Raw genomic sequence first — 24933 nt, 5'->3', positions numbered from 1 at the left:
AATCTCAAATCTCACATCTTCCTCCGCCCCCCCTTCAAAAGCCTGTCCCGAATTTACTTCGGGAGGGGGTGAGTAGCGTCATCCAGAAGTATCGTTCTCACTTTTAACCTTCAGATTTCTAATTTTAAATTTCCAATTTTTAGTTTCGTCTTCAATTTTGTCTTACGTCTAGAATCTAGCCTCTAGCCTCTAGCATCTTGCATCTAGACTCTAGATCTTCATCTTCATCTTCATTTCGATTTCGATTTCAATTTCGTTTTCGTCCTACGTCCTAAGTCTTACCGTCCTACGTCCAAAATCTAGCATCTAGCATCTAGACTCTAGCCTCTCACCTCTCACCTCTCACCTCTCACATCACCCCCCCCCCCTTAATAGTCATTTTCCTACTAAAAACTCAAAAAACTTCCAAGTCCATCAAATAATCCACATTCTTTTAACGTTATAAAAAATAAAATTATATATTGCGCCAATTCAATTTGATCCCCATTTCGTTGATAATGGTAATTTTAAACAGTGCCCAAATCTTAAAAATTATTACAATATTATTACGAGTTTAACCCAAAATGAGTTTATGAATACTTCAAAAAGTAAAATCCTACTAGTTTCAGTTTTCTTATTATTCAGTTTTAACCTATTCGCACAAAGCGATAAATTCAATCGCTTGTCTGCTGAAATTTCTACAGGTCTCCACGTACCACTAGCTCCTGGTGATGGTATCTCCCGTAGCAAATACATTGCTTTTAAACAATTTCAATTATCTGGGCGTTATATGTTTTCGAAGAAAATGGGTATAAAAGGTCATTTCGGCTTTAACCGTTTCGCCGACCCAGATAAAAAAAATACAGCGGTTAGTTTCAGTAGGTTGGGCTTAGAAGGAGTGCTTAATGTAGGGAGTCTTTTAAATTTAGATTATCATATTCGCGAAAAGGTCGGCTTGTTATTTCACACCGGAGTAGGCGTAACCTTTGCCAATCCGTCAGGTACCACAAGTACCGACAAAATAGGCAACATTCTAGCAGGTTTCACGGGGCTGGTAAGATTAAACAATACAATGGCGCTATCGGGAGATATGACCTATATCAGCAATATAAGACAACACTACGGCTACAATGGCGCCAGCTTAAATGCTGGTGAAAAAGGCACCTCTGGCGGTTTCGTAAATGTAAGCATAGGTATCATGTTCTACCTAGGCGAACACCGCTACCACTCAGACTGGTACTAAGCCTATTGTGGTTAATTGATCACTTCAACTGCTCAGTGTATTGTTAATTCGAGATTCGGACTGGTAGGTTCATAATTCTGCTTCTATTTAGCCTACCGCCTAAAGCCTAAAGCCAGTTTACGTCTTACGTCTTACGTCCTACGTCATCTTTGACTTCATCTTCGATTTCGATTTCGATTTCGATTTCGATTTCGTTTCGTCTATCATCTAACTACTGTCGTAACATTCTGATTATTATCAAGTAATGATTTTGTTTTCATTATTGCATTTTCAAGTTTTTTTAATTTTATTCTCAGATATTCTTCATTTTTGTTCTTCAGGAGCTGGGGTTTAAAATCGATCTTTTCCGTTACCATTACGTAATATATTGCTGCAAGTTTTTTAGCAGTGGCAACTACTGCACTCCCGGCACCTGTCCTGGATTTTTTGCTCCTTAGGTAATCGCCCAGTTCGTTCTTTGCGTTCCAAAGGCCGTTTGCCGCCTCCCGGAAAGCTTGGCCCGCTCTGTTCTTCTTTTTCCCCACTTTGCTCGAGATGACTTTGCCGCCCGTGATCTTGTTGTTGGGCACCACGTTGAGCCAAGAAAGGAACTGCTTTTGGGTAGGAAATTTTTCCTTTAGGGCTGGTCCTGTCTCGGAGAATACGGTAAGTGCGGTTGTGGAGCTGAGCCCAAAAATCTCTGTTACGTCCACGCCCAATGCTTGGTAAAGGCTTTGTGCGGCATTGAATTTTGGCTTGCTCCGGTATTTTTGTCCGTGCTTGATCTCTCGATTTGGCACTGCACTATCCTCCATCCGGCGCATAGCGGCCTCGCTCGCATTGTCGCACCGTACCAATTGCTGATCTAGGAAATGGTACTGTTCCCATGCCAGTTCGAGATTGAATAGGTGCTCGGCACGCCAGGTTCCTTCCAAGGACTTGAGGAAGACCTCCTTGGAGGCCTTGATCCTGCGATCCCTGAGCTTGGCAAGCTCTCCGGGGTTTCGTTCGCCACCGAGGATGGCCGCGATGATGGCAATGCCGGTTTTTCCCTGGAGATCGCTGACCACATTGTTCAGCTTGATGTTCATCTGCTCGAGCGCCTTTTGCATCCGTTGGACCTCAGTGGTCATTTGGCGGACCAAGGTCTTTCTCTGCCGTACATAATTTCTGAGTTCCCGGGTCAGGTTGTCGGGCTGGAAACAGCCATTGAGCAGGCCAAAAGAGTGGAGTTGTTGCAGCCACCGGGCATCGCTCACATCGCTCTTCCTTCCCGGCACGTTCTTTACATGCCGCGCGTTCACCAGATATACTTCAAGGCCATAATCCAGAAGTACCGTGTAGAGATGGTACCAGTACACTCCCGTGGATTCCATGGCCACGGATTTTATCCCGCATGCCTTGAGGAAACGGGCGAGCTCGTGCAGGTCTCGCGTAAAACAGCCGAAACGGCGCACGGCATCCTTTGTGCGGCCCTCGGGCACGGCTACATAATGGTCCCTGGAGGAAACATCGATCCCTGCAGTGTCATAATTTATTATCTTTGCCATAATGAAAGGGTTTTATGGGAAGCCGGTACCCAGCGTGCTTTGTTAAAAAATAGTCTATCATAAGGGGTCGTTGCCACCAATTCGCGATTTAAAGGCACACATACCTAAACTTACGTAAGGGCTCTGAGGCACCAATGACCGCCAAGGTTTGAGTACTTGTTTCCCTAATTTCCCTAAAGTTAACAATTTCAAGTTAGATAAAGTTCGCGATCTCGGGCGGGCCCGAGTGAAGGACTTACGTCTTACGTCCTACCGTCCTACGTCATCTTTGACTTCATCTTCGATTTCGATTTCGATTTCGATTTCGTCCTACGTCTAGAATCTAGCATCTAGCCTCTAGCCTCTAACATCTCACCTCTCACCTCTCACATCTCACCTCTCACATCTCACCTCTCACATCTAACACCCACATTTTCCCCAAAAAACCCCACAAAAACCCAAATCTATTTTTATCTTTGTTTCTTCAAACTAACAAGTGCCAATTTCTCCCTAGGTGCTATTAATATTTAGATTAATAACACATATATAATACACTAAACGCTTTTATGGAAGTTTTAAAAACGACCCCAAATTCATCGTCAGGGCGAACTAATGCCAATAGTCCCGTAAAAATTGCAATCATTGGGTTAGGCTATGTAGGCCTTCCCTTAGCTCGACTTTTTGCTACCAAATACCCCGTTGTGGGTTTTGATATTAATAAAAAACGAGTAGAGGAACTACAAGATGGTCACGATAGCACCCTTGAAGTAGAAGACGATATCTTACAAAAAGTATTATTAAAAGCCAATACTTTGGCAGAAATGGCTTTCACTACTACTGATGCTAAGGGCGATTCTAATGAGCAGACATCTAAAAACGGACTTTTCTGTACAACCGATCTTTTAGACATTCAAGGCTGTAATTATTACATAGTAACAGTTCCTACCCCCGTAGATAAAAATAACCGTCCTGTGTTAACGCCGCTTTATGCGGCAAGTGAAACAGTAGGGAGGGTGATTAAAAAAGGAGACACTGTTATTTATGAATCAACTGTTTATCCGGGTGTTACTGAGGAGGAGTGCGTTCCTGTGTTGGAAAAGGCAAGCGGACTTAAATTTAACACCGACTTCTATGTAGGCTATTCCCCAGAACGTATTAATCCGGGAGATAAGGAACATACTGTCGATAAAATTTTAAAAATCACCGCTGGCTCTACTCCTGAATCAGCAGAAAAAATCAATGCTATATATGCCTCGGTAATTACTGGGGGTACATATATGGCACCTAGTATAAAGGTAGCAGAAGCCGCTAAGGTAATTGAGAATTCCCAACGAGATATTAACATTGCTTTTGTTAACGAGCTGGCAAAAATCTTTAACCTATTAGAGATTGATACCCACGAAGTATTAAAAGCGGCAGGTACAAAATGGAACTTTCTTCCGTTTAAACCTGGCTTGGTTGGCGGACACTGTATTGGCGTAGATCCGTATTACTTGGCGCAAAAAGCCCAAGAAAAAGGCTATCACCCCGAAATTATTTTAGCGGGAAGAAGGCTAAACGATTCTATGGGCGAATATGTAGCCTCTCAGGTGGTAAAATGTATGATTAAAAAAGAAATTGGTATCTGCGCTGCCGAAGTTCTAATGCTCGGCATTACCTTTAAAGAAAACTGCCCAGACGTACGAAACACTAGAATAGTAGATGTTATAGCCGCTTTAGAAGACTACGGCATAAAAGTAACCACCTACGACCCCTGGGCCAACCCTGAAGAAGTAAAACACGAATACAACATAGAAACCACTAATAAACTTAATAATAGCAAGTTTGATGCAATTATTTTAGGTGTATCTCATAATGAGTTTTTAAGTTTAGACTTAGAACCGTATAAAAAAGAGAATGCTATTGTTTACGATGTAAAAGGAGTCCTAAAAAACCCAACCGCGAAATTGTGATTCGGGATTTGGAACGCGGGAATTGGGATTGGTTAATTCGGGATTCGGGATTCGGCGAGTTAAATATAAAATCTGAACTATCGAATTAACAAATTAACAAATTAACGAAGTAACCAATTAACGAAGTAACGAATCCCGAATTAACGAATTAACCAATTAACAAATTAAAGTGCAAAGAAATGGCATCAAATTTCGAGGAATTGAATTGTTGGAAGGAATGTTATAACTTGAAGATTTATTTAAAAGAAAATGTACTAACAAAGCTTCCCAAAACTGAAAGGTTCGAACTGCATTCACAAATATTACGTGCAGCTCGTTCTTCAACAGCAAATATTGCTGAAGGTTGGGGAAGATATCATTATAAAGAGAATATTAATTTTTTAAGGTTTTCAAGGGGATCAGTAGCCGAAATTCTTGACCATAGTATTGAAGCAAAAGATTGCAACTATATAAATCAAGAAATTTTGACTGTAATACGTCAACAAACTGAAAAATGCATCCAGTTAATCAATGGCTATATTCGATATTTAAAGAATAAGAACAATGAAAAGTAAAAATATAAATACAGTTCCCGATTCCCAATTCCCGAATCCCGAATCCCGAATTAACAAATCCCGAATCCCGAATTAACAAATAATGATTTTAGATCAATTCAAAAAATTAAAAAACAAAAACGTCCTAGTAACAGGAGGCGCAGGATTCATCGGAAGCAACCTCGTTGAAGCCCTCCTAGAAATAGACGCAAACGTAACCTGCCTAGACAACTTCGCCACCGGCCATAAACATAATATAGAGCCATTCTTGGCTAACAAAAACTTTAAATTAATCGAAGGCGATATCCGTGATTTAGACACTTGTAATTTAGCATGTGAGGGGCAGGACTTTGTTTTACATCAAGCAGCCTTAGGCTCAGTACCGCGCTCAATTAGCGACCCTATTACTTCTAACGACGTAAATGTAGGCGGATTTCTAAATATGTTAGTAACCGCACGTGATGCAGGCGTAAAACGCTTTATTTACGCAGCGAGTAGTTCAACTTATGGCGATAGTGAGGCACTACCTAAAGTTGAGGATAAGATTGGAAAACCTTTATCCCCTTACGCTATTACAAAATATGTAAATGAGCTATATGCTACTATTTTTCATACAACTTATGCTTTAGATAGCATCGGACTCAGATACTTCAACGTCTTTGGCAGACGCCAAGATCCTAACGGCGCTTATGCGGCAGTAATCCCACTATTTGTAAAACAATTTATGAAGCACCAAAGCCCTGTTATTAACGGCGATGGCAGCTATTCTCGCGATTTTACGTATATAGACAATGTAGTGCAGATGAATCTTTTGGCCATCATAACTGAAAATAAAGACGCACTAAACCAAGTGTATAATACAGCAGTAGGAGATAGAACAACCTTGGTACAACTTACCGATTTACTAAAGAAACATTTAAGTACCTTTGATCCTTCAATTTCAAAAGTGGAAATTTCTCACGGGCCCAACCGTAAAGGAGATATTCCACATTCGTTGGCGTCTGTAGAAAAGGCAAGAAAGCTATTGAATTATAAACCTACTCATGGTATTGATGCTGGGATTGAAGAGGCGGTGGAATGGTATTGGAATAATTTGAAATAGAAAATGAATAATAATTAAGAGACTCAATATTAATATAATCAGATGCTTCTAGATGAAGCAGGTAATAATAAACAGAGAGTTAGTGATGAAAGCTGAGAATGAAGAGTCTAATGTCTCAAATCTAATGTCTCAAATCTATTAAAAAATGAAAAAGGTTCTTATTGTATTTGGCACCAGGCCTGAAGCAATTAAAATGGCACCCTTAGTTAAGGAATTTGAACTATACCCAGAAGACTTTGACACGCGTGTTTGCGTTACGGCTCAACACCGTGAAATGTTAGATCAGGTACTCACTTTTTTTGATATTAAGACGCAATACGATTTAGATTTAATGAAACCTGGTCAAGACTTATATAGGCTTACCGCTGCAATTATTACAGAATTAAAACCCATATTAGAAGACTTTAAGCCTAACTATGTTTTCGTACATGGCGACACCACTACCACAATGGCATCCAGCATTGCCGGTTTTTATAGCGGTGCTAAAGTCTGTCATATAGAGGCCGGTCTTCGTACTCATAACAAGTATGCCCCCTTTCCAGAAGAAATTAATAGGCAGATTACAGGTCGTGTAACCGATTTCCATTTTTCACCGACCGAAGCCTCTCGCAAAAACTTATTAAGAGAAAATATAGACCCTAAAACAATTACAGTTACGGGCAATACGGTCATAGATGCCTTATTGCAAAGTGTTGCAAAAGTAAAAAAAGAACCTAGTGCCTTGGTCAGACAGTTAGATGAGAATCTTAATGGTAAATCATTAATTTTAGTTACAGGCCACAGACGTGAAAATCACGGCGACGGCTTTATTCGAATCTGCGAGGCTTTAAAAACAATTGCCTTACAGCGTCCTAACATAGAAATTATATACCCAGTACACTTAAATCCAAAAGTATTAGAGCCGGTAAACCGTATTCTGGGTAATATCAAAAACATCCAACTCATAGATCCGTTGGCATATCATGATTTTATATGGATGATGGATAGAGCGAAGATTATTATTACTGATAGTGGCGGAGTACAAGAAGAGGCACCAAGTTTAGGCAAGCCAGTATTAGTAATGCGCGAAACCACAGAACGTCCAGAAGCCGTAGATGCAGGAACAGTAATTTTAGTAGGTACAGATACAGAAAAAATAATACAAGAAGCTTTTGCTTTATTAGATGACGACAATCATTTTAAAGAAATGAGCAGTCGCCATAACCCCTATGGAGATGGAAATGCTTGTGGAAGAATCGTTGAATTTATGAAAGAATTAGAACTTGAAGAAATTTCGAGTTAACCTTGAGAACATTAGATACAAACATGTCACACTGAGCGCAGTCGAAGTGCCAAATTAACGAATAAACAAATCAAAAATGAACCCAGACGTAGTAACAATTGGTTTAGGATATATAGGATTACCAACTTCCGCTCTGATGGCATCTAAAGGATTGCAAGTGCATGGTGTCGATGTAAATCCAGAGGTAGTGAAAACCATTAATAAAGGGAAGATTCATATCATAGAAATGGATTTAGAAGAGGCTGTCGCCAAAGCTGTGAAGGCTGGTAACTTAATAACAGATATAAAACCTGTGGCAGCTGACACATATCTTATTGTTGTTCCAACTCCCTTTAAAGGAAATCACGAGCCTGATACTTCTTACGTTGAGGCGGCAACCCGTGCAGTTTTACCATTTTTGAAAGAAGGAGATTTGTATATTATTGAATCTACGTCGCCTATTGGAACAACCGAGAAAATGATGGAGCTTATTTTTAGAGAGCGACCAGAACTTAAAGGTGAAATTTATTTGGCGTATTGTCCAGAACGTGTGTTGCCTGGTAATGTGATGTATGAATTGGTTCATAATGATAGAGTAATAGGAGGAGTGGATGAAGCTAGTACCGAAAAGGCAACTGCCTTTTATAAACAATTTGTAAATGGGGAATTACACGCTACCAATGCGCGTACAGCTGAAATGTGTAAACTTACCGAAAACTCTAGCCGTGATGTGCAAATAGCCTTCGCCAATGAATTGTCACTTATTTGTGATAAAGCGGATATTAATGTTTGGGAATTGATTCGATTGGCTAATAAACATCCCAGAGTAAATATCTTACAACCCGGATGTGGAGTAGGAGGGCATTGTATAGCAGTAGACCCCTATTTTATTACCTCAGACTTTCCTTTAGAATCCCAAATTATCGGGAAAGCGAGAGAAATAAATAACTATAAAAGCTTTTGGGTGGCAGAACAAATAACAAAGGCACGGCATGCTTTTCAGTTAAAGCATGGTCGTCCACCTGCTATTGCATTAATGGGGCTTGCATTTAAACCCAATATTGATGATTTACGTGAATCTCCTGCTAAATATATTGTTCAAAAAGTATTACAGGAGGCTCACGATGAAACTTATTTTATTGTAGAGCCAAATATTGAGGATCATCAAGTGTTTAAAATCACTAATTATAAGGAAGCTATTAATAATGCTGATATTGTGGCTATACTTGTCGCGCATAAAGAGTTTAAGGAATTAGAGTTTACTGAAGAGCAGATGGTCTTGGATTATTGTGGTGTAAGACATAATTAAACAGTTAAATTGTTTGTCTGTTTTATTAAAAAATTAAGATTTAAGATAATATATGAAAAATAATTTAAGTATAGCGATTAAGGCTGCAATTGATGCTGGAGCTGAGATTTTAAAAGTTTACGAAACCAATTTTGAAGTAGAGGTTAAAGGAGATGAGTCTCCCCTAACCCAAGCCGATAAAAATGCAAATGATATTATCAATCGTTATTTACTGCCCACAGCAATTCCAATTATTAGCGAGGAAAATAAACAATTAGACTATGAGCAACGCAAGGATTGGTCGAAATGCTGGGTGGTCGATCCCTTAGATGGAACTAAAGAGTTTATTAAACGTAATGGCGAATTTACCGTTAATATAGCCCTTGTTAGAAATGGTGTCCCGATACTCGGAGTTATATATGTGCCTGTAACTAAAACGTTATACTTTACTACAGCGGATGCTAAAAGCGCTAAAAAAATTGATCTTGAGTCGGAAGATATAGAAATAGAAGAAATCCTTAAAAAAGCCATCCCTATCAAACCTGAGCTTGATTCAGGTACAATTAAGATTGTTGGAAGCCGCTCACATCTTAATGAAGACACTAAAAATTTTATCGACAATATAGAAAAGGCTAATAAGGTGGAAATTGTAAGTAGAGGTAGTTCCTTAAAATTCTGTTTGGTAGCAGAAGGTCTAGCTCATATTTATCCGCGTTTCGCACCTACTATGGAATGGGATACTGCTGCTGGTGATGCAATTTGCAGAGCGGTAGGCCTTGAGGTGATAGATCAAACTACAGAAAAACCTTTGGCTTATAATAAAAGGAACCTTCTAAATAACTATTTCTTAGTGCGTAGCTAATGCTAGGACGGTCAAATAAAAGACATATTGCCAAAGCCATCACTTGGCGAATTGTAGGTACCATAGATACTATTTTAATCTCTTGGCTTATTACTGGCAATCCATTAACAGGCCTAAAAATTGGCATGGCTGAGGTGTTTACTAAAATGATTTTATACTATTTACACGAACGCGTATGGTTTAAAATAAACCTGTCCAAGGCTGGGATAATTAGAGAGAGTAGGATTAGACACTTAGCCAAAACAGTTACTTGGAGGGGTGTTGGTACCTTAGATACGATGCTACTAGCTTGGTTGATAACTGGCAATCCACTTGCAGGATTAAAAATCGGTATGTCTGAACTTATAACTAAAATGATTTTGTACTACCTACATGAACGAGCGTGGTATAGATTAAATTACGGACTAAAAGATTAATTTCAATTTTATGGAGAAAAATATATTTGAACATAAGTTTAAGGTGGATCGGGATAAAAGGAGTAATCTTAAACATCATAAACCACTTTTAATATGGTTTACAGGTCTTTCGGGATCGGGAAAATCTACTATAGCCAATGAAGTGGAGCAAACCCTTTTCAACAAAGGAATTCACACCTACTTATTAGATGGCGACAATGTGCGCAAGGGAATTTGTTCCAACCTCTCCTTCTCAGCAGAGGATCGTTCTGAAAATATTCGTAGAATAGGGGAGGTGGCTAGTTTAATGTTGGATGCGGGATTGGTAGTGCTAGCTTCCTTTGTATCCCCATATAGAAAAGATCGTGAAAATGTTAAAATGATTATTGGCAGTACAAATTTTGTCGAAGTTTTTGTGAATACGCCTATTGAGGAATGTGAGCGACGGGACATAAAAGGGCTGTATAAAAAGGCGAGAAAAGGTGAAATCACAAATTTTACTGGCGTTAATGCCCCATATGAATTACCTTTGGCTCCTGACATCGAAGTTGATACCACCCAACAAGATTTGGACACAATTGTAGATTTAATTGTAAAAGAAATACTTGGAAAAATAGAGAGAAAATGAATAAGTACTATTTAAATTATTTAGACGAATTGGAATCAGAGGCTATATACATACTCCGTGAGGTATATGCCCAATTTCAAAACCCTGTAATTCTATTTTCAGGAGGTAAAGATTCAATTCTTGTAACCCACTTAGCAAAAAAGGCATTTTATCCAGCAAAGATTCCTTTTCCTTTAATGCATGTGGATACAGGACATAATTTCCCAGAAACCATAAAGTTTCGCGATGATCTAATTGACGAGTTAGGAGCTCAATTAATAGTTGGCTCAGTTCAAGAGTCTATTGACTGTGGTAGAGTTGCAGAGGAAAAAGGTAAAAACGCCACTCGCAACGCCCTACAAATTACGACTTTGCTCGACGCTATTGAAAGCAACAAAGTAGATTGCGCTATCGGTGGTGGAAGACGCGATGAAGAAAAGGCACGTGCTAAGGAACGTTTCTTTTCACATAGAGATGATTTTGGCCAATGGGATCCTAAAAACCAACGCCCAGAACTATGGAACTTACTTAATGGAAAGTATTTTGAGGGCGAACATTTTCGAGCCTTTCCTATTAGTAATTGGACCGAAATGGATGTATGGAATTATATTAAGCGGGAAAACATACAAATTCCATCACTATATTTAGCGCATCAACGTGAGGTTGTATGGCGTAGTGAATCTTGGATTCCTGTTTCAGAGCATTTAAAACTGGAAGAAAACGAAAAAATTGAAACTAAAAAAATCCGCTTTAGAACCCTCGGAGATATTACCATTACTGGTGGAATAGAATCAGATGCAGATACCCTTGAAAAAATTGCCGAGGAAGTCGCAGCTTTGCGAATGACAGAAAGAGGTAATCGTTCAGACGATAAACGATCAGAAACAGCGATGGAAGATAGAAAGAAGCAGGGGTATTTCTAATAGGTGAATACGTGAGCCTGTAAATTAGTGAATAAGTAAAAATTATATGAAATCACATAATGATTTAAGACTGTATCAAGAATCAATGGATTTGGTGACAGAAATTTATCAGGTTACCAATAATTTTCCCGATTCTGAAAAATTTGGACTCACAAGTCAAATCCGTCGGGCATAAGTATCTATTCCATCAAATATTGCTGAAGGCGCATCACGGGAAACAAAGAAGGAATTTAAAAGATTTTTATATATCAGTCTTGGCTCAGCTTCTGAATTAGAAACTCAAATTGAAATATCTAATAGATTAAGTTTTATTGATGATTCAAAAACACTAAAGGACAAAAGATATTTTATTAAAAGAATGCTGATAAAGCTGATTCAAACTTTAAAAGAATAACACCACCACAGACTCACATAATAACAAATTCACAAACTCACAAACTCACAAACTCACAAAAATGGCAATAGATAACAATCAATTATTACGATTTACAACTGCAGGAAGCGTAGATGATGGTAAAAGCACCTTAATAGGTAGATTGCTTTACGATTCAAAATCAATTTTTGAAGACCAATTAGCTGCTGTTGAAAATACAAGCTTGAAAAAAGGTCATGACAATATTGATCTTGCCATGTTCACAGACGGTTTAAAGGAAGAGCGTGAGCAGGGAATAACTATAGACGTGGCATATAGATATTTTACAACGCCTAAAAGAAAATTTATTATTGCCGATACTCCCGGTCATATTCAATATACAAGAAATATGATTACAGGTGCCTCCACAGCTAATGCAGCCATTATTTTAATAGATGCGAGAAAAGGGGTTATAGAGCAAACAAAAAGACACTCCTATATTGCTTCATTACTTCAAATACCACATTTAATTATTTGTATTAACAAAATGGATCTTGTAGGTTACGATGAAACTGTTTATGATAATATCGTCAGTCAATATGAAAAAGTGTCTTCCAAACTTGTAACTAAAGATATTACTTATATCCCAATAAGCGCACTTCATGGCGATAATGTTGTTAATCGTTCAGATAATATGGAGTGGTACAAAGGTGCTGCTTTATTATATACTTTAGAAACCTTACATATTACTAATGATCTTAATAAAATTGATGCTCGTTTTCCAGTGCAAACTGTTATTCGTCCACAAAGAGAAGGCTATATAGATTATAGAGGTTATGCCGGTAGAATTGCAAGTGGTGTTTTCAGAATTGGAGATGAAGTAATTGCGCTTCCCTCTGGTTTTACATCAAAAATAAAGTCTATCGATAGTTTTGAACAGGAATTGGAAGAAGCCTATGTTCCTATGTCCGTTTCCATTACTTTAGAAGATGATATAGACGTAAGTAGAGGCGATATGATAGTTAGAACTAACAATAGACCAGAAACTTCACAGGAGTTTGATGTTATGCTGTGTTGGATGAGCAATAAACCTTCCCAACCAAGAGCAAAATATACCGTTTGCCACACAGAAAATTCGCAAAAAGCGATGATAAAAAGCGTTTTGTATAAGGTTGATATTAATACTTATGATCGCATTAAGGATGAGGATACTTTTGGGATGAATGAAATAGGCAGGGTCACTATTAGAACCACAAAACCTTTAATGATTGACCCTTACGGCACCAATCCTATAACTGGAAGTATTATTTTAATAGACGATAATACCAATGAAACCGTTGCTGCGGGGATGATTGTTTAAATACAATAATCTATACTTTCACCATTAATCCACTCAAATGATTAAAAAATGAAAATTCAAAATGTTTGCTGTATTGGTGCGGGTTACGTTGGAGGACCAACTATGGCAGTACTTGCTTTAAAAAACCCTGACATCAAAATTACTGTTGTAGATATTAATAAAGTTAGAATAGCAGCTTGGAACGATTCTGATTTTAATAACTTGCCAATTTATGAGCCAGGCTTAAAAGAAGTAGTTCAAGAGGCTAGAGGCAGAAACTTGTTTTTTAGCACCGATGTAGAAAAAGCGATTGATGAAGCCGAAATGATTTTTATCTCGGTTAATACGCCTACCAAAACCTATGGTAAAGGGAAGGGAATGGCTGCTGATTTAAAATACATTGAACTTTCTGCACGTCAAATTGCAAAAGTTGCAACTACTGATAAAATAGTAGTTGAAAAATCTACCTTGCCTGTGAGAACAGCTCAAGCCATAAAGAATATTTTAGACCATACGGGCAATGGGGTTAAATTTCAAATTCTGTCTAATCCAGAATTTTTGGCAGAAGGGACTGCCGTACAAGACTTGTTAAATCCAGATCGTGTATTGATTGGAGGAGAGGAGAGTGAAGATGGAAAAGAAGCTATTGAAGCTTTGGTAAATATCTATGCTACTTGGATTTCAAGAGAAAAGATACTTACGACAAATGTTTGGTCTTCAGAATTATCTAAGTTGGTGGCAAACGCATTTCTTGCGCAAAGAGTTTCTTCTATTAACGCCATTTCTGAGCTATGTGAAGTGACTGGTGCCGATGTATCTGAAGTTAGTAAAGCAATTGGGATGGATAGTAGAATAGGCCCTAAATTTTTACAAGCATCCGTTGGTTTTGGAGGCTCTTGTTTTCAGAAAGATATTTTGAATCTAGTATATATTGCTAAATCTTATGGTCTAAACGAAGTTGCAGACTATTGGGAACAAGTTATCATTATGAACGATCATCAAAAAAATCGTTTCGCTGAAAATATTGTTTCCAAACTTTACAATACGGTTTCTGGTAAAAAGATTACTTTCTTTGGATGGGCTTTTAAAAAAGATACTAACGATACGCGTGAATCGGCTGCAATTTATGTTGCTGACGCACTTTTAGATGAACAAGCCGAAATAACTGTTTATGACCCTAAAGTAAGTGAAGAAAGAATTTATGCTGATTTAGATTATTTAAATACTCGCAGTCCAGAGGAGAATAGGAGATTAGTAAAAATTGTTAATGACCCTTACATAGCTTGCCAAAACGCACATGCAATAGCTATATTGACAGAATGGGATGAGTTTAAGGAATTTAATTGGCACAAGATTTATAGCTCCGTCATTAAACCAGCTTTTGTTTTTGATGGCAGAAAAGTACTAGATGGTCGAACGATGAAGCAACTTGGTTTTCAATATACAGCGATAGGAGTTTCAATCTTTAATAGTACCTCATGAAAATATTAGTTACTGGTGCAGCGGGCTTTATAGGCTATCATTTATGTGAGAAATTAATATCTTTAGGACATGTTGTTGTTGGTTTAGATAACATCAATGATTATTATGATGTTAACTTAAAACTTGCCCGCCTAAAAAATTTGGGTATTTCTGAAAACCAGATTGAATACAATGAGTATGTGGAGAGTGAATTGCACAATGAGCAGTTCATTTTTATTAAGATAAATTTGGAAGATCAAAAGAATCTTCCGCTACTTTTTGAAGGTAATGAGTTTGATTTGGTCTGTAACCTTGCTGCACAAGCTGGTGTTCGTTACAGCATTGAGCAACCGATGAAATACGTTGAAAGCAATATCGTGGGGTTTGTAAATTTATTGGAATGTGTTCGGCATGCCAAAGTTAAAAAGCTTGTTTATGCCAGTAGTTCTAGTGTCTATGGGATGAATGATAAAATTCCCTTTTCTACAGAAGATAATGTAGATCATCCTATTAGTATGTACGCCGCCAGCAAAAAGAGCAATGAACTCATGGCGTACACCTATAGTCATTTGTTCGGCATAGAAACCATAGGCTTAAGATTCTTTACGGTTTATGGGCCTTGGGGCAGACCAGATATGGCAATGTTTTTATTTACGAATGCAATTCTAAATGATAAACCAATTAAAGTTTTTAACAACGGCAACCTCTCTCGCGACTTTACCTATATTGACGATATTGTAGCTGGTGTGGAAAAAACACTTTTACAGCCTCAACGCAACAACAAATCCTACAGCCTTTATAACATTGGGAATGGCTCCCCGTTAGAACTGCTCGACTTTATTGAAGCTATAGAAATTGAAACCGGCAAAAAAGCTCAAAAAAATATGCTCCCTATGCAACCTGGTGATGTAGAAACAACTTGGGCAGATACCGCCGCTTTAGAGAACGATTTTAATTACAAACCCAATACACCCATTCAACTTGGAATACGCAGTTTTGTGGGATGGTATAAAGAGTATTATTCATAAATATGTCTAAAAGAATACACATAACTTCGAGTGGTCCTAGAACAGGAACAACACTTTTAACAGAGTTATTTAAAAGTTGTTTTAATATTGATTGTAGCTGTGACCATGAAGCTCCAATTTCAAAATCTAATTCTAGTTTTGGTAAGTGCAATACTGTTTTAACCAAAAAACCGTCAAGCACGGATAAATTATGGACTATATTAGATAAAATTAAAGGTGTTTATGTTGTCTGCGTTATTCGTGATCCTAGGGATATGATTGTCAGTTATCATGGTCGTATAACAGATGAATATTATTGTGGACTTAACTTTTGGTTCAAATTTTTAAGTGATTATGAAAAATTAAAAGACCATCCCCGATTCATATTAATTCGTTATGAAGACTTTACAACAAATCCCGATGAAATTCAAAAGCAAATAGAGCAAAAAATACCCTTCCTGAAACAAAAACATAAGTTCTCAGAATACCATTTATATGCTAAACCTGACGATGATACCTTAAAAGCGTTAAAAAAATTAAGACCAATAGAAAGTAAGGGGATTGGTACTTGGAAAAAGCATTTACCAAGAATAAAACAGCAATTAATCAAATATGGCGATATCACAGATAGTCTTAGACAATTTGAATATGAAGAAAATCCTGATTGGAAAAAAACTCTTGAAAATATTTCTTTACAGGAATTTGATAGTTATAAAAACGAAAGTATTGAGCGAAAAAATTCAAACAAAAGTGTATTGGTAACACTTTTTAATTTTTGGTGTGAAAAAATACATCTTAATCCTGATAGGATTTTAAAATCAATTAGAAGTATAACCCACAGTACTAAGATTGAAAATGTTGAAAAACAGTAGTAATACCACCCAATCATTCTGGATTCTTATAGGGAGTCTATCTGCCTTTAGTTTTAGTATGGTTAGCTCTATGATACTAAGTCGATATTTTGACAAAGACAGCTACGGAACTTATAGGCAAGTAATGTATGTATATAGTACTTTACTGGTTGTTTTTACACTGGGTGTACCTAAAGCTTATTCGTTCTTTTTACCGCGAGTAGCCGTAGAAGAAGCTAAGAGTCTTGTTAATAAAATTAATAAAATATTATTGTTGGCAGGCTTTTTAATGTCATTAGCTATATTTTTAGGTTCGGGAATTATTGCCGATGTCCTTGGAAATCATAATTTGTCTAAACCTTTGATTTACTTCTCCTTAGTGCCTCTTTTTATGTTGCCCACAATGGGTGTAGAAGGAGTTTTGTCGGTGTATCGAAAATCAAAATGGATTGCAGCTTACAATGTAGTAACACGTGTTTTGATGTTGCTTTGTGTAGTAGTTCCTGTAATTGTTTTCAAAGGTGATGTAGAAGATGCAATAATTGGATTTACGGTAGCTAGCTTCTTTAGTTTTCTATTGGCGATGTTTTTAAAGTACCGCCCTATAAAAAATCAAGAACATACAATATCAAAAATCTCGTATAAAAAGATCCTAAAATATGCAACACCAATTATGATGGCGAGTATATGGGGAGTTATTATTAGCTCAGCTGATCAATTTTTTATTAGTCGTTATTTTGGAACAGAAGTCTTTGCTGAATTTGCCAATGGTTCATTAGAACTACCTTTTGTAGGGATGATTATTTCTGCAGGTTCAATTGTATTAGCACCTTTGTACTCTAAAAACGCATTTAATGATACCGAAGAAACTAGGAAAGAAATATTACGTCTTTGGCATTCAGTGTTTAAAAAAACGGCAAAGCTCATATATCCTCTAGTAATCTTTTGTTTTTGTTTTGCTACAGCACTAATGATTCTCCTCTATGGAGAACGCTACGAAGCTTCTGGTACGTATTTTCAAATTAAACTGATTTCTAACTTTTTTACACTGATTTCTTATGCTCCGTTACTATTAGCCATTGGAGGTGAAAAGTATTATAGAAATATCCACTTGTATGCAGCTTTATTTACAATAGCATTAGAGTGGGCTTCGATATATTTTATCAATTCTCCGATAACTATTGTATGGATTTCAGTAATTTGCAGAATAGCTAGAATTATTGCAATGCTTTTATTTATTGCTAACTATTTTAATATAAAACTGATTGATCTCATTCCTATCAAATTAATAAGTAAAATTCTAATACCTGCCTTTATTATGGCATACGGGATTAAGTTAAGTATTGAATACTTTTTTGATTTTAAAGTCTTGATATTGTTAATTTTATCTGGCACTCTATATGCAATGATATTTGGCATTTGGGCATATATAGCTAAAATCGATTATTACTCTATAGTAAAACCATTAATGTCAAAGATTAAAAATTAATTTTTCAATAGTAATTGACAGATTTACTGAGAAAAAATTAAGTATTATTAAATAATTTATTCGAAACAAATGTTATTTAATTCCATAGAGTTTGCGGCATTTCTGCCAACAGTATTCTTATTATATTGGTTTGTTTTTAGAAAAATATTAAGATCCAAAATTTACTAATAGTTGTAGTAAGCTATATCTTTTATGGATGGTGGGATTATAGGTTTCTTACACTGATAATTTTTAGTACACTTGTTGATTTTTTTGTTGGAATATTTTTGGAGCAAACGATAGATAAAACGAAAAGAAAACTTTTACTATGGACTAGTATTCTAGTAAATTTAGGTTTTTTGGGTTTCTTTAAATATTATAATTTTTTCTTAGATAATGTCGATGCTGCTTTTAATTTTTTTGGATATCAGTTTAATACAACTACTTTAAACATTATTTTACCGGTGGGAATTAGTTTTTATACCTTTCAAACACTAAGCTATACCATTGATGTCTATAAAGAGAAATTAAAACCCACAAAAGATATTATTGCTTTCTCGGCCTTCGTTTGTTTTTTCCCTCAACTGGTAGCTGGTCCTATTGAAAGAGCTACTAAATTATTACCTCAATTCTATGTAAAAAGAAAATTCAATTACCAACAAGCCTCTGAAGGATTAAAGCTAATTCTATGGGGGTTGTTTAAGAAAGTAGTAATAGCTGATAATTGCGCAGAATTTGCAAATCATATTTTCGATAATTCAGATAATTTAAATGGAAGTACTTTAGTTTAGGGAGCATTGTTTTTTACATTTCAAATTTATGGAGATTTCTCCGGATACTCTGACATTGCAATAGGAACGGCTAGATTATTTGGTTTTAATTTAATGAAAAACTTTGCCTATCCTTACTTTTCAAGAGACATTGCTGAATTTTGGAGACGATGGCATATATCACTCTCAACCTGGTTTAGAGATTATATATACATACCTCTTGGTGGAAGTAGGGGCGCAACCTTGATGAAAGTTAGAAATATTTTCATCATTTTCGTGGTAAGTGGATTTTGGCATGGAGCGAATTGGACGTTTATTGTCTGGGGGTTTTTGAATGCGCTTTATTTTTTACCACTTCTATTAACAAATAGGAATAGAAATTACGCAGATAATGTAGTTGCTGAGGGGAAATATTTACCTACTTTTAAAGAGTTAATGGCAATGCTAGGGACATTTCTGCTTACAGTGTTGGCTTGGATTTTTTTTAGAGCTGAAAATATTTCACATGCATTTACCTATTTGAACGGTATTTTTGACAAATCCCTTTTTAGCTTGCCAAAGATTTTTAGTTTACATGATGCGGTGATTACGATTACTTTTGTTCTGTTTTTGTTATTAATTGAATGGATAGGCCGAGAAAAGGAATATGCAATAGAAAATTTTGGAAAAAATAAATCTATTTTCTTTAGATATGCTTTTTATTATGCTTTGGTTCTTTCAATCCTTTGGTTTGGTGGAAAACAACAAGATTTTATATATTTCCAATTTTAACCATTATATAAATAATTGATAACCGATTTGTTTTATATTTAAACATTTAAAAATGAGTTGCCAGGGAAAATGAAAAAATTCATATTAAAAGTTTCAATTTTTTTAATAATACTAATTGCTTTCTTTAGCATTAATTTTTTTATAAACCAATTAATTATAAGAAATACAAGCGTAAACATAGATAATAAAAAAATCTTTGTGGGTGATTCTCATATTCAAAATGCAATAAACCCTGAATTTTTGCCTGGCTCAATCAATATTGCACAACCGGCCGAACCATATATTCTAACATATTGGAAGTTAAAAAACGTTCTTGAATCAAACCAAGGAGTTAAGGTTATTTTAGGATTTGCACCACATAACATAGCAAAGTTTAATGATTATAAACTTTCTGACTCTAAGTGGGCTTCTGAAATGTTTAGTAGAAGTTATTCCATCCAAGAGTTTAACACTATAAAAAACGAAATAGATATAGATTATAAAGAGTATTATAAAACGCTTTTTAAGATATTTTGTTTCTACCCACATTTCAATCATACTAGTTACATTGGTAACTTCTCAAATTCAACAAATAATAAAATAGACGATTTTGAGGAGACAATTAACAGACACTTTTATTATAAAAGTAACCGAACTGATATTTCTGAATTGTCAATTAAATACTTAGACTCTATAGTATTGCTAATATCTAATTCTCAAAATAAATTAATTCTTTTAAATACACCTGTTCACAGTAATTATGCGAATAGAGTACCTAAAAAAATATATAATAAATACAACATTTTGATTGAAAACTATAAATCAAACAATATTACTATTATTGATAAATTTGCGACCGACTATAATGACTCATTGTTTTTAAATGTTGATCATCTAAATATTTATGGCGCAAAGATGTTTTCAATTGAATTAGATTCTTTAATAGCTGAAATTAAATAGAATGAGTTTATTTTTTAGACAAATTAAAAAATATATTATCATTGAATAGTTCTGGTCAAAATAGGTTTAACCTCTTCAAATTAGGATACATAATTTTTCCTTTTATATCTTTTTTGTTAACATTAAAACATTATAGGTCTTCTTGGTTTAAAAACGCCTTATGGTTATTTATAATATTTTTCGGCTTTTCAATGAGCTTTATCGAAACTATAGATGCATATGCATACAAAGAAAAATTTGTGAATTCCGCAAGAGTCTATAAAGAATTCAATTCATTTTTCGATGTTTTTAATCCAGCGGTAACTGGTAAAGTTGATTTTTTGGTTATTTTTCTAAATTATATTTTGAGACCTTTTACAAACAACTATCACTTTCTTTTTGGAGTTTATGGTGTTATTTTTGGTTATTTCTATTCAAGAAATATTGATTTTGTACTTAAACAGATTCGGCCAAATTTTTCAAATAAATTAATGGGCATAGTATTGTTTACAGCTTGTTTTATTGGTTTTTGGAATATAAATGGTTTTAGGTTTTGGACTGCTACCCATATCTTTGCGTATGGTTTAATTAATTTTATTTATTTAAATAAGAGGAAAAAAGGAATTACTTTTCTAATCTTGCCCTTAGCAGTACACTTTTCTTTTGTTATTCCACTATTAGTTTTTTTAATATATAAGTATATACCATCTTATAAAAAATTATATTTAATTTTGATATTTTTATTAAGTTTATATAACCCATTAAGTAATCTTTCAATTGTCCAGGCAAATTTACTTAAATACACTTTTAATGAGCAATTGGAAAGAAAAGTAGAGGTTTATACTTCTGAAGAAATATTAGAAAAAAGTCAGGAATCATCATTTAATACAAGTAGTCTTAAGATAGGCATAATTTTTTACCAAAGAGCGTTAATTTTAATACTAACTTTTTTGCTTATTATTAAACAAAATAAATTGAGTAAAAGAGAAAATTTATTTTTAAAATATGGGATTATACTATCATTAGTTGGCGCGATAATTAGTTTTATACCAAGTATGCAACGTTTTCTTAATGTTGGAATGTTCTTGATGCTTGTTGGAATAAGTATAAGTCTATTAAATAACAGCTCGTTATACTACAAAAGTAGAAGTATTATATCAAAGCTTGGATATTTAGCTACAATTCTTATAATTCCATTATATTTATGGATAATATTTACATTCTCTTTTCATACGCTATTTGGGAATTATTTTACGGTATTGATAGATGATAGTGATATGCTATATTCAATTGGAAATTTGTTGATGAAGACCTATAAATAATCTGAATTACACATTAAGAGATTTATCAAATCTCCAGATAATTATCGTGGTAAAATGATTTTTGGGAGTCCCATTTGATTAATAAAAGTAAAAAGTACAGATGAAAAATATTTTTTTTATTCACCCCATAACAAAGAAAACAAATCCGAGAGGTATTAGACTAACTAATATCAATACAAACTTGCGCCAGATAGCACCTGAAAACAACTATACCATACTATGTTTTAGTAATAATGTAATATCGCAAGCGGATCAACCTTTTCAAGTTAATAAATTTAATCTAATATTTCTTTTATTTAAATACATAGGTTTTTTTAAACTAGGAGGGAAATTGAACAAACTTTCAAGAATTTTAGATCCATTTATTTTCATTCATTTTTTAATCAAAATGGATATTAAACTAAGATTAAGAAAGAAAAATAAAATAAAGGAAGTTGTTTTTGTAGTTATGATAAGTCCATTTTCAAATTATCTTCTTGTTCCTTGGCTAAAAAAAAAATATCCTGATTCAAAAATTATTTGTGATATAGGGGATCCTCTTTATAAAAATTCGGCTCGTTGGAATGATGATGAGATTTCTAGGGGTATTGAATTTAAAGCTTTAAAACTATCGACCAATCTTATTGTAACAAATGAATTAACTAAAGCACATTTTACAAGTGAATTTAACATTAACTCTTCATTAATTCACATTATTCCTCAAGGGGTAAATACTGAGTTAATAGAAAGTTTATCACAGAAATGTATGACAGAAAGGAAATCAATGGCTTATGCAGGAAGATTTTACAATAAACTAAGGTCTCCTGATTATTTATTTACTGCATTGTCAAATCAGAATGAATATAAACTTGATATATATGGAAATAATGAAGTAAAAAAAATAAAAAACGTTTCTTTCTATAATAGTTTAGAACAAACTGAACTTTTCAAATTGCTGTACCAGTATGAAGTGTTAGTTTTTATTGATAATAAATCTGGGGTCCAAACAAGCGGAAAAATATTTGAATTATTAGCTTTTAAAAAAATAATACTTTTTATTAAAGGGGATGAAGAAACTGCTACTTACCAGATGGCAAGTAAATTTAGAAATGTTATTTTTTGTGAAAATAATTTAAACGCTATTTTAGAAGCTATCTCAAAGATAGAATCTTTAAATAATTTTCATTTCAATTACGACTGTCAGAATTTTAGTTGGCGTACTAGAGCTGAGAACTATCTAAAACTATTTTATAATGGGATTAATTAGAGTCTTAAAAAAGGATTTAAATTGTTATAAAAGGTGCGATAAGACAACACTGTTGAATATTTTTATTATGACCTTGTTCATGGCCAATTATAGAGCTGTAGTGTTGTATAGATTGTCAAATTATTTTGATAAACGCTCACATCTTATAGCAGTGTTAGTTGAAAAGTTGATGCATATTTCAACAATTACTTGGATTGGAAGAAGGGCTGATATTGCACCAGGATTTGTCATTAGACATATAGGAGGAATTATAATTGGAGGGAAAACAAAAATTGGAAAAAATTGTGAAATTAGACAAGGCGTCACATTTGGCGGAAATTTGGGTAAAGAAAAATATGGAACAACACAACCGATATTGGGTGATAACATTTTAATTGGAGCAGGTGCAAAAATACTTGGTCCTATAAAAATAGGAAATAACTGTATAATTGGTGCAAATGCAGTTGTTGTATCAGATATTCCTGAAGATAGTGTTGCTGGAGGAATACCTGCGAGAGTTTTGAGAAAAGTGAAATATATGGAAAATCCTTTGACTAGTAGTTAATTTAATTAAAACCAATGAAAATAATTTTTTTAGAAGCAGTGCATAATTTTGGGGGATCAAGCAAAAGTACTTTAGAACTTGCTAAAAGACTTATTGATGAAAAGAATGAAGTGTTAGTGGTAGATTTTTGGGGATGTTGTGAACCTTACATTTTGCAATGCAAAAAAGAAAACGTTCCTTATCAAATTATTGACCCTCGAAATAAACCTATAATGTTGAATGACAAGGGACGACTCAATATTTTAATTAATTATATTCGTTATCTAAAAAAAAATCAAGAGTATAAGAAAAATCTCCAAAAAATAATATTAGAGTTTAAACCTGATTTAATAAGTGTAAACAATACTAAAACACTCGCAATACTAAAATCATCTAAAAGCTATAAAATCGCCTATTTTGCAAGAACTTGGTTTTTACCTAATACGTTTGGGTATGTCGAAAGAAGATTGCTAAAAAAATTAGCTGATGTCTTTTTAGCAGTTTCACAGGCAACTAGACAAATGGTTTTTGCGTCTGGGTATGCAACTTTAGGTAATATTTATGTAATACCAAACGCAATCGAAATAAATAAAATCAAGCCTCTACTGAAAACAAATGAAGCCGTACTTCCTTGGCATAAAGTCCAAGATAATTCACGAGAATTTATTTTAATGCATTGTGGAAGCTTTAGAAAAATTAAGGGTCAGCTTGTAGTTTTAGAAGTCTTAAATAAACTGATTGATAAAGGTGAAAAAGTAAAACTATTGCTTATTGGAATGGTTAGTCATTCAGTAACATCTAAAAATTATTATAACTCTATTCTCGAATATATAAATGAACATGAACTAGAACCTTATATTGATATAGTAATTAATGAAAGTGATGTTTTAGCTTATTATACAATGTCGGATATGTTAATACATCCTAGTTATTCTGAAGGGTTACCTCGTGTAATACTAGAAGCAATGGCATTTGGTAAGCCAGTAGCTGCTAATGCCGTTGGAGGTGTTACTGATTTTATATCAGATAATTACACAGGTTTTCTCACCAATTTTAATGCAGTAGATGAATATGTTGAAGTAATACAAAAGTTAGTCAATGAAAAAAAGCAATATGAGTTTATATCTAAAAATGCATATGCTATGATAAAAAAAAACTATACGAATAAAAATCAAGTTAGAGCATTTATGAAAATAGAACATCGTATTGATACAATTAAGGAATAATTAATTTAAGTCTCAAATGATTTATT

The 24933-nt window shown here is 34.7% G+C and carries 21 protein-coding genes and 2 pseudogenes; 22 read left to right on the top strand and 1 reads right to left on the bottom strand.

Going from position 1 to position 24933, the window contains the following annotated elements; genetic code table 11:
- Positions 1-571 precede the first annotated feature (571 nt).
- Entirely contained in the window at positions 572-1222 is a 651-nt protein-coding gene (locus K8089_RS12240; RefSeq protein WP_237603579.1) for a hypothetical protein, read from the top strand.
- 203 nt (positions 1223-1425) lie between these two features.
- Here K8089_RS12240 and K8089_RS12235 read toward each other — a convergent pair whose 3' ends face one another.
- Positions 1426-2751 (bottom strand): IS110 family RNA-guided transposase, encoded by a 1326-nt coding sequence (locus tag K8089_RS12235; protein WP_237603578.1) that lies wholly within the window; start codon positions 2749-2751, stop codon positions 1426-1428.
- 545 nt (positions 2752-3296) lie between these two features.
- On the opposite strand from K8089_RS12235, the gene K8089_RS12230 reads away from it, so the two are divergent.
- The 21 genes and pseudogenes from K8089_RS12230 (at position 3297) to K8089_RS12130 (ending at position 24907) form a co-directional block, all read left to right on the top strand.
- Positions 3297-4682, top strand: coding sequence for a nucleotide sugar dehydrogenase (locus K8089_RS12230; RefSeq protein WP_237603577.1), 1386 nt, complete (start codon positions 3297-3299; stop codon positions 4680-4682).
- Between the two features lie 179 nt (positions 4683-4861).
- Entirely contained in the window at positions 4862-5236 is a 375-nt protein-coding gene (locus K8089_RS12225; RefSeq protein ID WP_237603576.1) for a four helix bundle protein, read from the top strand.
- Between the two features lie 82 nt (positions 5237-5318).
- Positions 5319-6317: an SDR family oxidoreductase gene (locus tag K8089_RS12220; protein WP_237603575.1), complete on the top strand. Its 999-nt coding sequence runs from the start codon at positions 5319-5321 to the stop codon at positions 6315-6317.
- A 145-nt stretch (positions 6318-6462) separates the two neighbouring features.
- A complete protein-coding gene (gene wecB / locus K8089_RS12215; protein ID WP_237603574.1) occupies positions 6463-7599 on the top strand; it encodes a non-hydrolyzing UDP-N-acetylglucosamine 2-epimerase in 1137 nt (378 codons plus the stop codon).
- A gap of 76 nt (positions 7600-7675) precedes the next feature.
- Complete coding sequence (gene wecC, locus K8089_RS12210; RefSeq protein WP_237603573.1) at positions 7676-8887, top strand: UDP-N-acetyl-D-mannosamine dehydrogenase; 1212 nt, start codon at positions 7676-7678, stop codon at positions 8885-8887.
- A 52-nt stretch (positions 8888-8939) separates the two neighbouring features.
- A complete protein-coding gene (gene cysQ / locus K8089_RS12205) occupies positions 8940-9728 on the top strand; it encodes a 3'(2'),5'-bisphosphate nucleotidase CysQ (protein WP_237603572.1) in 789 nt (262 codons plus the stop codon).
- On the top strand, positions 9728-10144 hold the full coding sequence (locus K8089_RS12200; protein WP_237603571.1) for a DUF2061 domain-containing protein: 417 nt from the start codon (positions 9728-9730) through the stop codon (positions 10142-10144). Before cysQ ends, K8089_RS12200 begins: the two co-directional genes overlap by 1 nt.
- Before the next feature lie 10 nt (positions 10145-10154).
- Complete coding sequence (cysC, locus tag K8089_RS12195) at positions 10155-10751, top strand: adenylyl-sulfate kinase (RefSeq protein ID WP_237603570.1); 597 nt, start codon at positions 10155-10157, stop codon at positions 10749-10751.
- Positions 10748-11653, top strand: a complete 906-nt coding sequence (gene cysD / locus K8089_RS12190; protein ID WP_237603569.1) for a sulfate adenylyltransferase subunit CysD — start codon at positions 10748-10750, stop codon at positions 11651-11653. Before cysC ends, cysD begins: the two co-directional genes overlap by 4 nt.
- 46 nt (positions 11654-11699) lie before the next feature.
- Positions 11700-12047 (top strand): annotated as a pseudogene (locus K8089_RS12185) (four helix bundle protein).
- A gap of 61 nt (positions 12048-12108) precedes the next feature.
- The gene (locus K8089_RS12180; RefSeq protein ID WP_237603568.1) at positions 12109-13365 is read left to right on the top strand and encodes a sulfate adenylyltransferase subunit 1; all 1257 of its coding nucleotides are present in this window, start codon (positions 12109-12111) and stop codon (positions 13363-13365) included.
- A gap of 48 nt (positions 13366-13413) precedes the next feature.
- Positions 13414-14826 carry a nucleotide sugar dehydrogenase gene (locus K8089_RS12175; RefSeq protein ID WP_237603567.1) on the top strand — a complete coding sequence of 471 codons (1413 nt, stop codon included), beginning with the start codon at positions 13414-13416 and terminating at the stop codon, positions 14824-14826.
- Complete coding sequence (locus K8089_RS12170) at positions 14823-15833, top strand: NAD-dependent epimerase (protein ID WP_237603566.1); 1011 nt, start codon at positions 14823-14825, stop codon at positions 15831-15833. Before K8089_RS12175 ends, K8089_RS12170 begins: the two co-directional genes overlap by 4 nt.
- 2 nt (positions 15834-15835) lie before the next feature.
- A complete protein-coding gene (locus tag K8089_RS12165) occupies positions 15836-16684 on the top strand; it encodes a sulfotransferase domain-containing protein (protein ID WP_237603565.1) in 849 nt (282 codons plus the stop codon).
- The gene (locus tag K8089_RS12160) at positions 16668-18152 is read left to right on the top strand and encodes an oligosaccharide flippase family protein (RefSeq protein ID WP_237603564.1); all 1485 of its coding nucleotides are present in this window, start codon (positions 16668-16670) and stop codon (positions 18150-18152) included. The genes K8089_RS12165 and K8089_RS12160 overlap by 17 nt, the downstream gene beginning before the upstream one ends.
- 69 nt (positions 18153-18221) lie before the next feature.
- Positions 18222-19672: pseudogene (locus K8089_RS12155) on the top strand (MBOAT family O-acyltransferase).
- A gap of 69 nt (positions 19673-19741) precedes the next feature.
- The gene (locus tag K8089_RS12150; protein WP_237603563.1) at positions 19742-20611 is read left to right on the top strand and encodes a hypothetical protein; all 870 of its coding nucleotides are present in this window, start codon (positions 19742-19744) and stop codon (positions 20609-20611) included.
- Between the two features lie 41 nt (positions 20612-20652).
- Positions 20653-21912, top strand: coding sequence for an EpsG family protein (locus K8089_RS12145; protein WP_237603562.1), 1260 nt, complete (start codon positions 20653-20655; stop codon positions 21910-21912).
- 100 nt (positions 21913-22012) lie between these two features.
- Positions 22013-23158, top strand: coding sequence for a glycosyltransferase family protein (locus K8089_RS12140; protein ID WP_237603561.1), 1146 nt, complete (start codon positions 22013-22015; stop codon positions 23156-23158).
- Positions 23145-23702 carry a serine O-acetyltransferase gene (locus K8089_RS16595; RefSeq protein WP_277612593.1) on the top strand — a complete coding sequence of 186 codons (558 nt, stop codon included), beginning with the start codon at positions 23145-23147 and terminating at the stop codon, positions 23700-23702. Before K8089_RS12140 ends, K8089_RS16595 begins: the two co-directional genes overlap by 14 nt.
- A 14-nt stretch (positions 23703-23716) precedes the next feature.
- Positions 23717-24907, top strand: coding sequence for a glycosyltransferase family 4 protein (locus K8089_RS12130; protein WP_237603560.1), 1191 nt, complete (start codon positions 23717-23719; stop codon positions 24905-24907).
- Positions 24908-24933 lie beyond the last annotated feature (26 nt).

It is taken from the genome of Aequorivita vitellina (assembly GCF_022008365.1).
GTDB lineage: Bacteria > Bacteroidota > Bacteroidia > Flavobacteriales > Flavobacteriaceae > Aequorivita > Aequorivita vitellina.
This window is presented reverse-complemented; position numbering and strand designations above follow the sequence as displayed.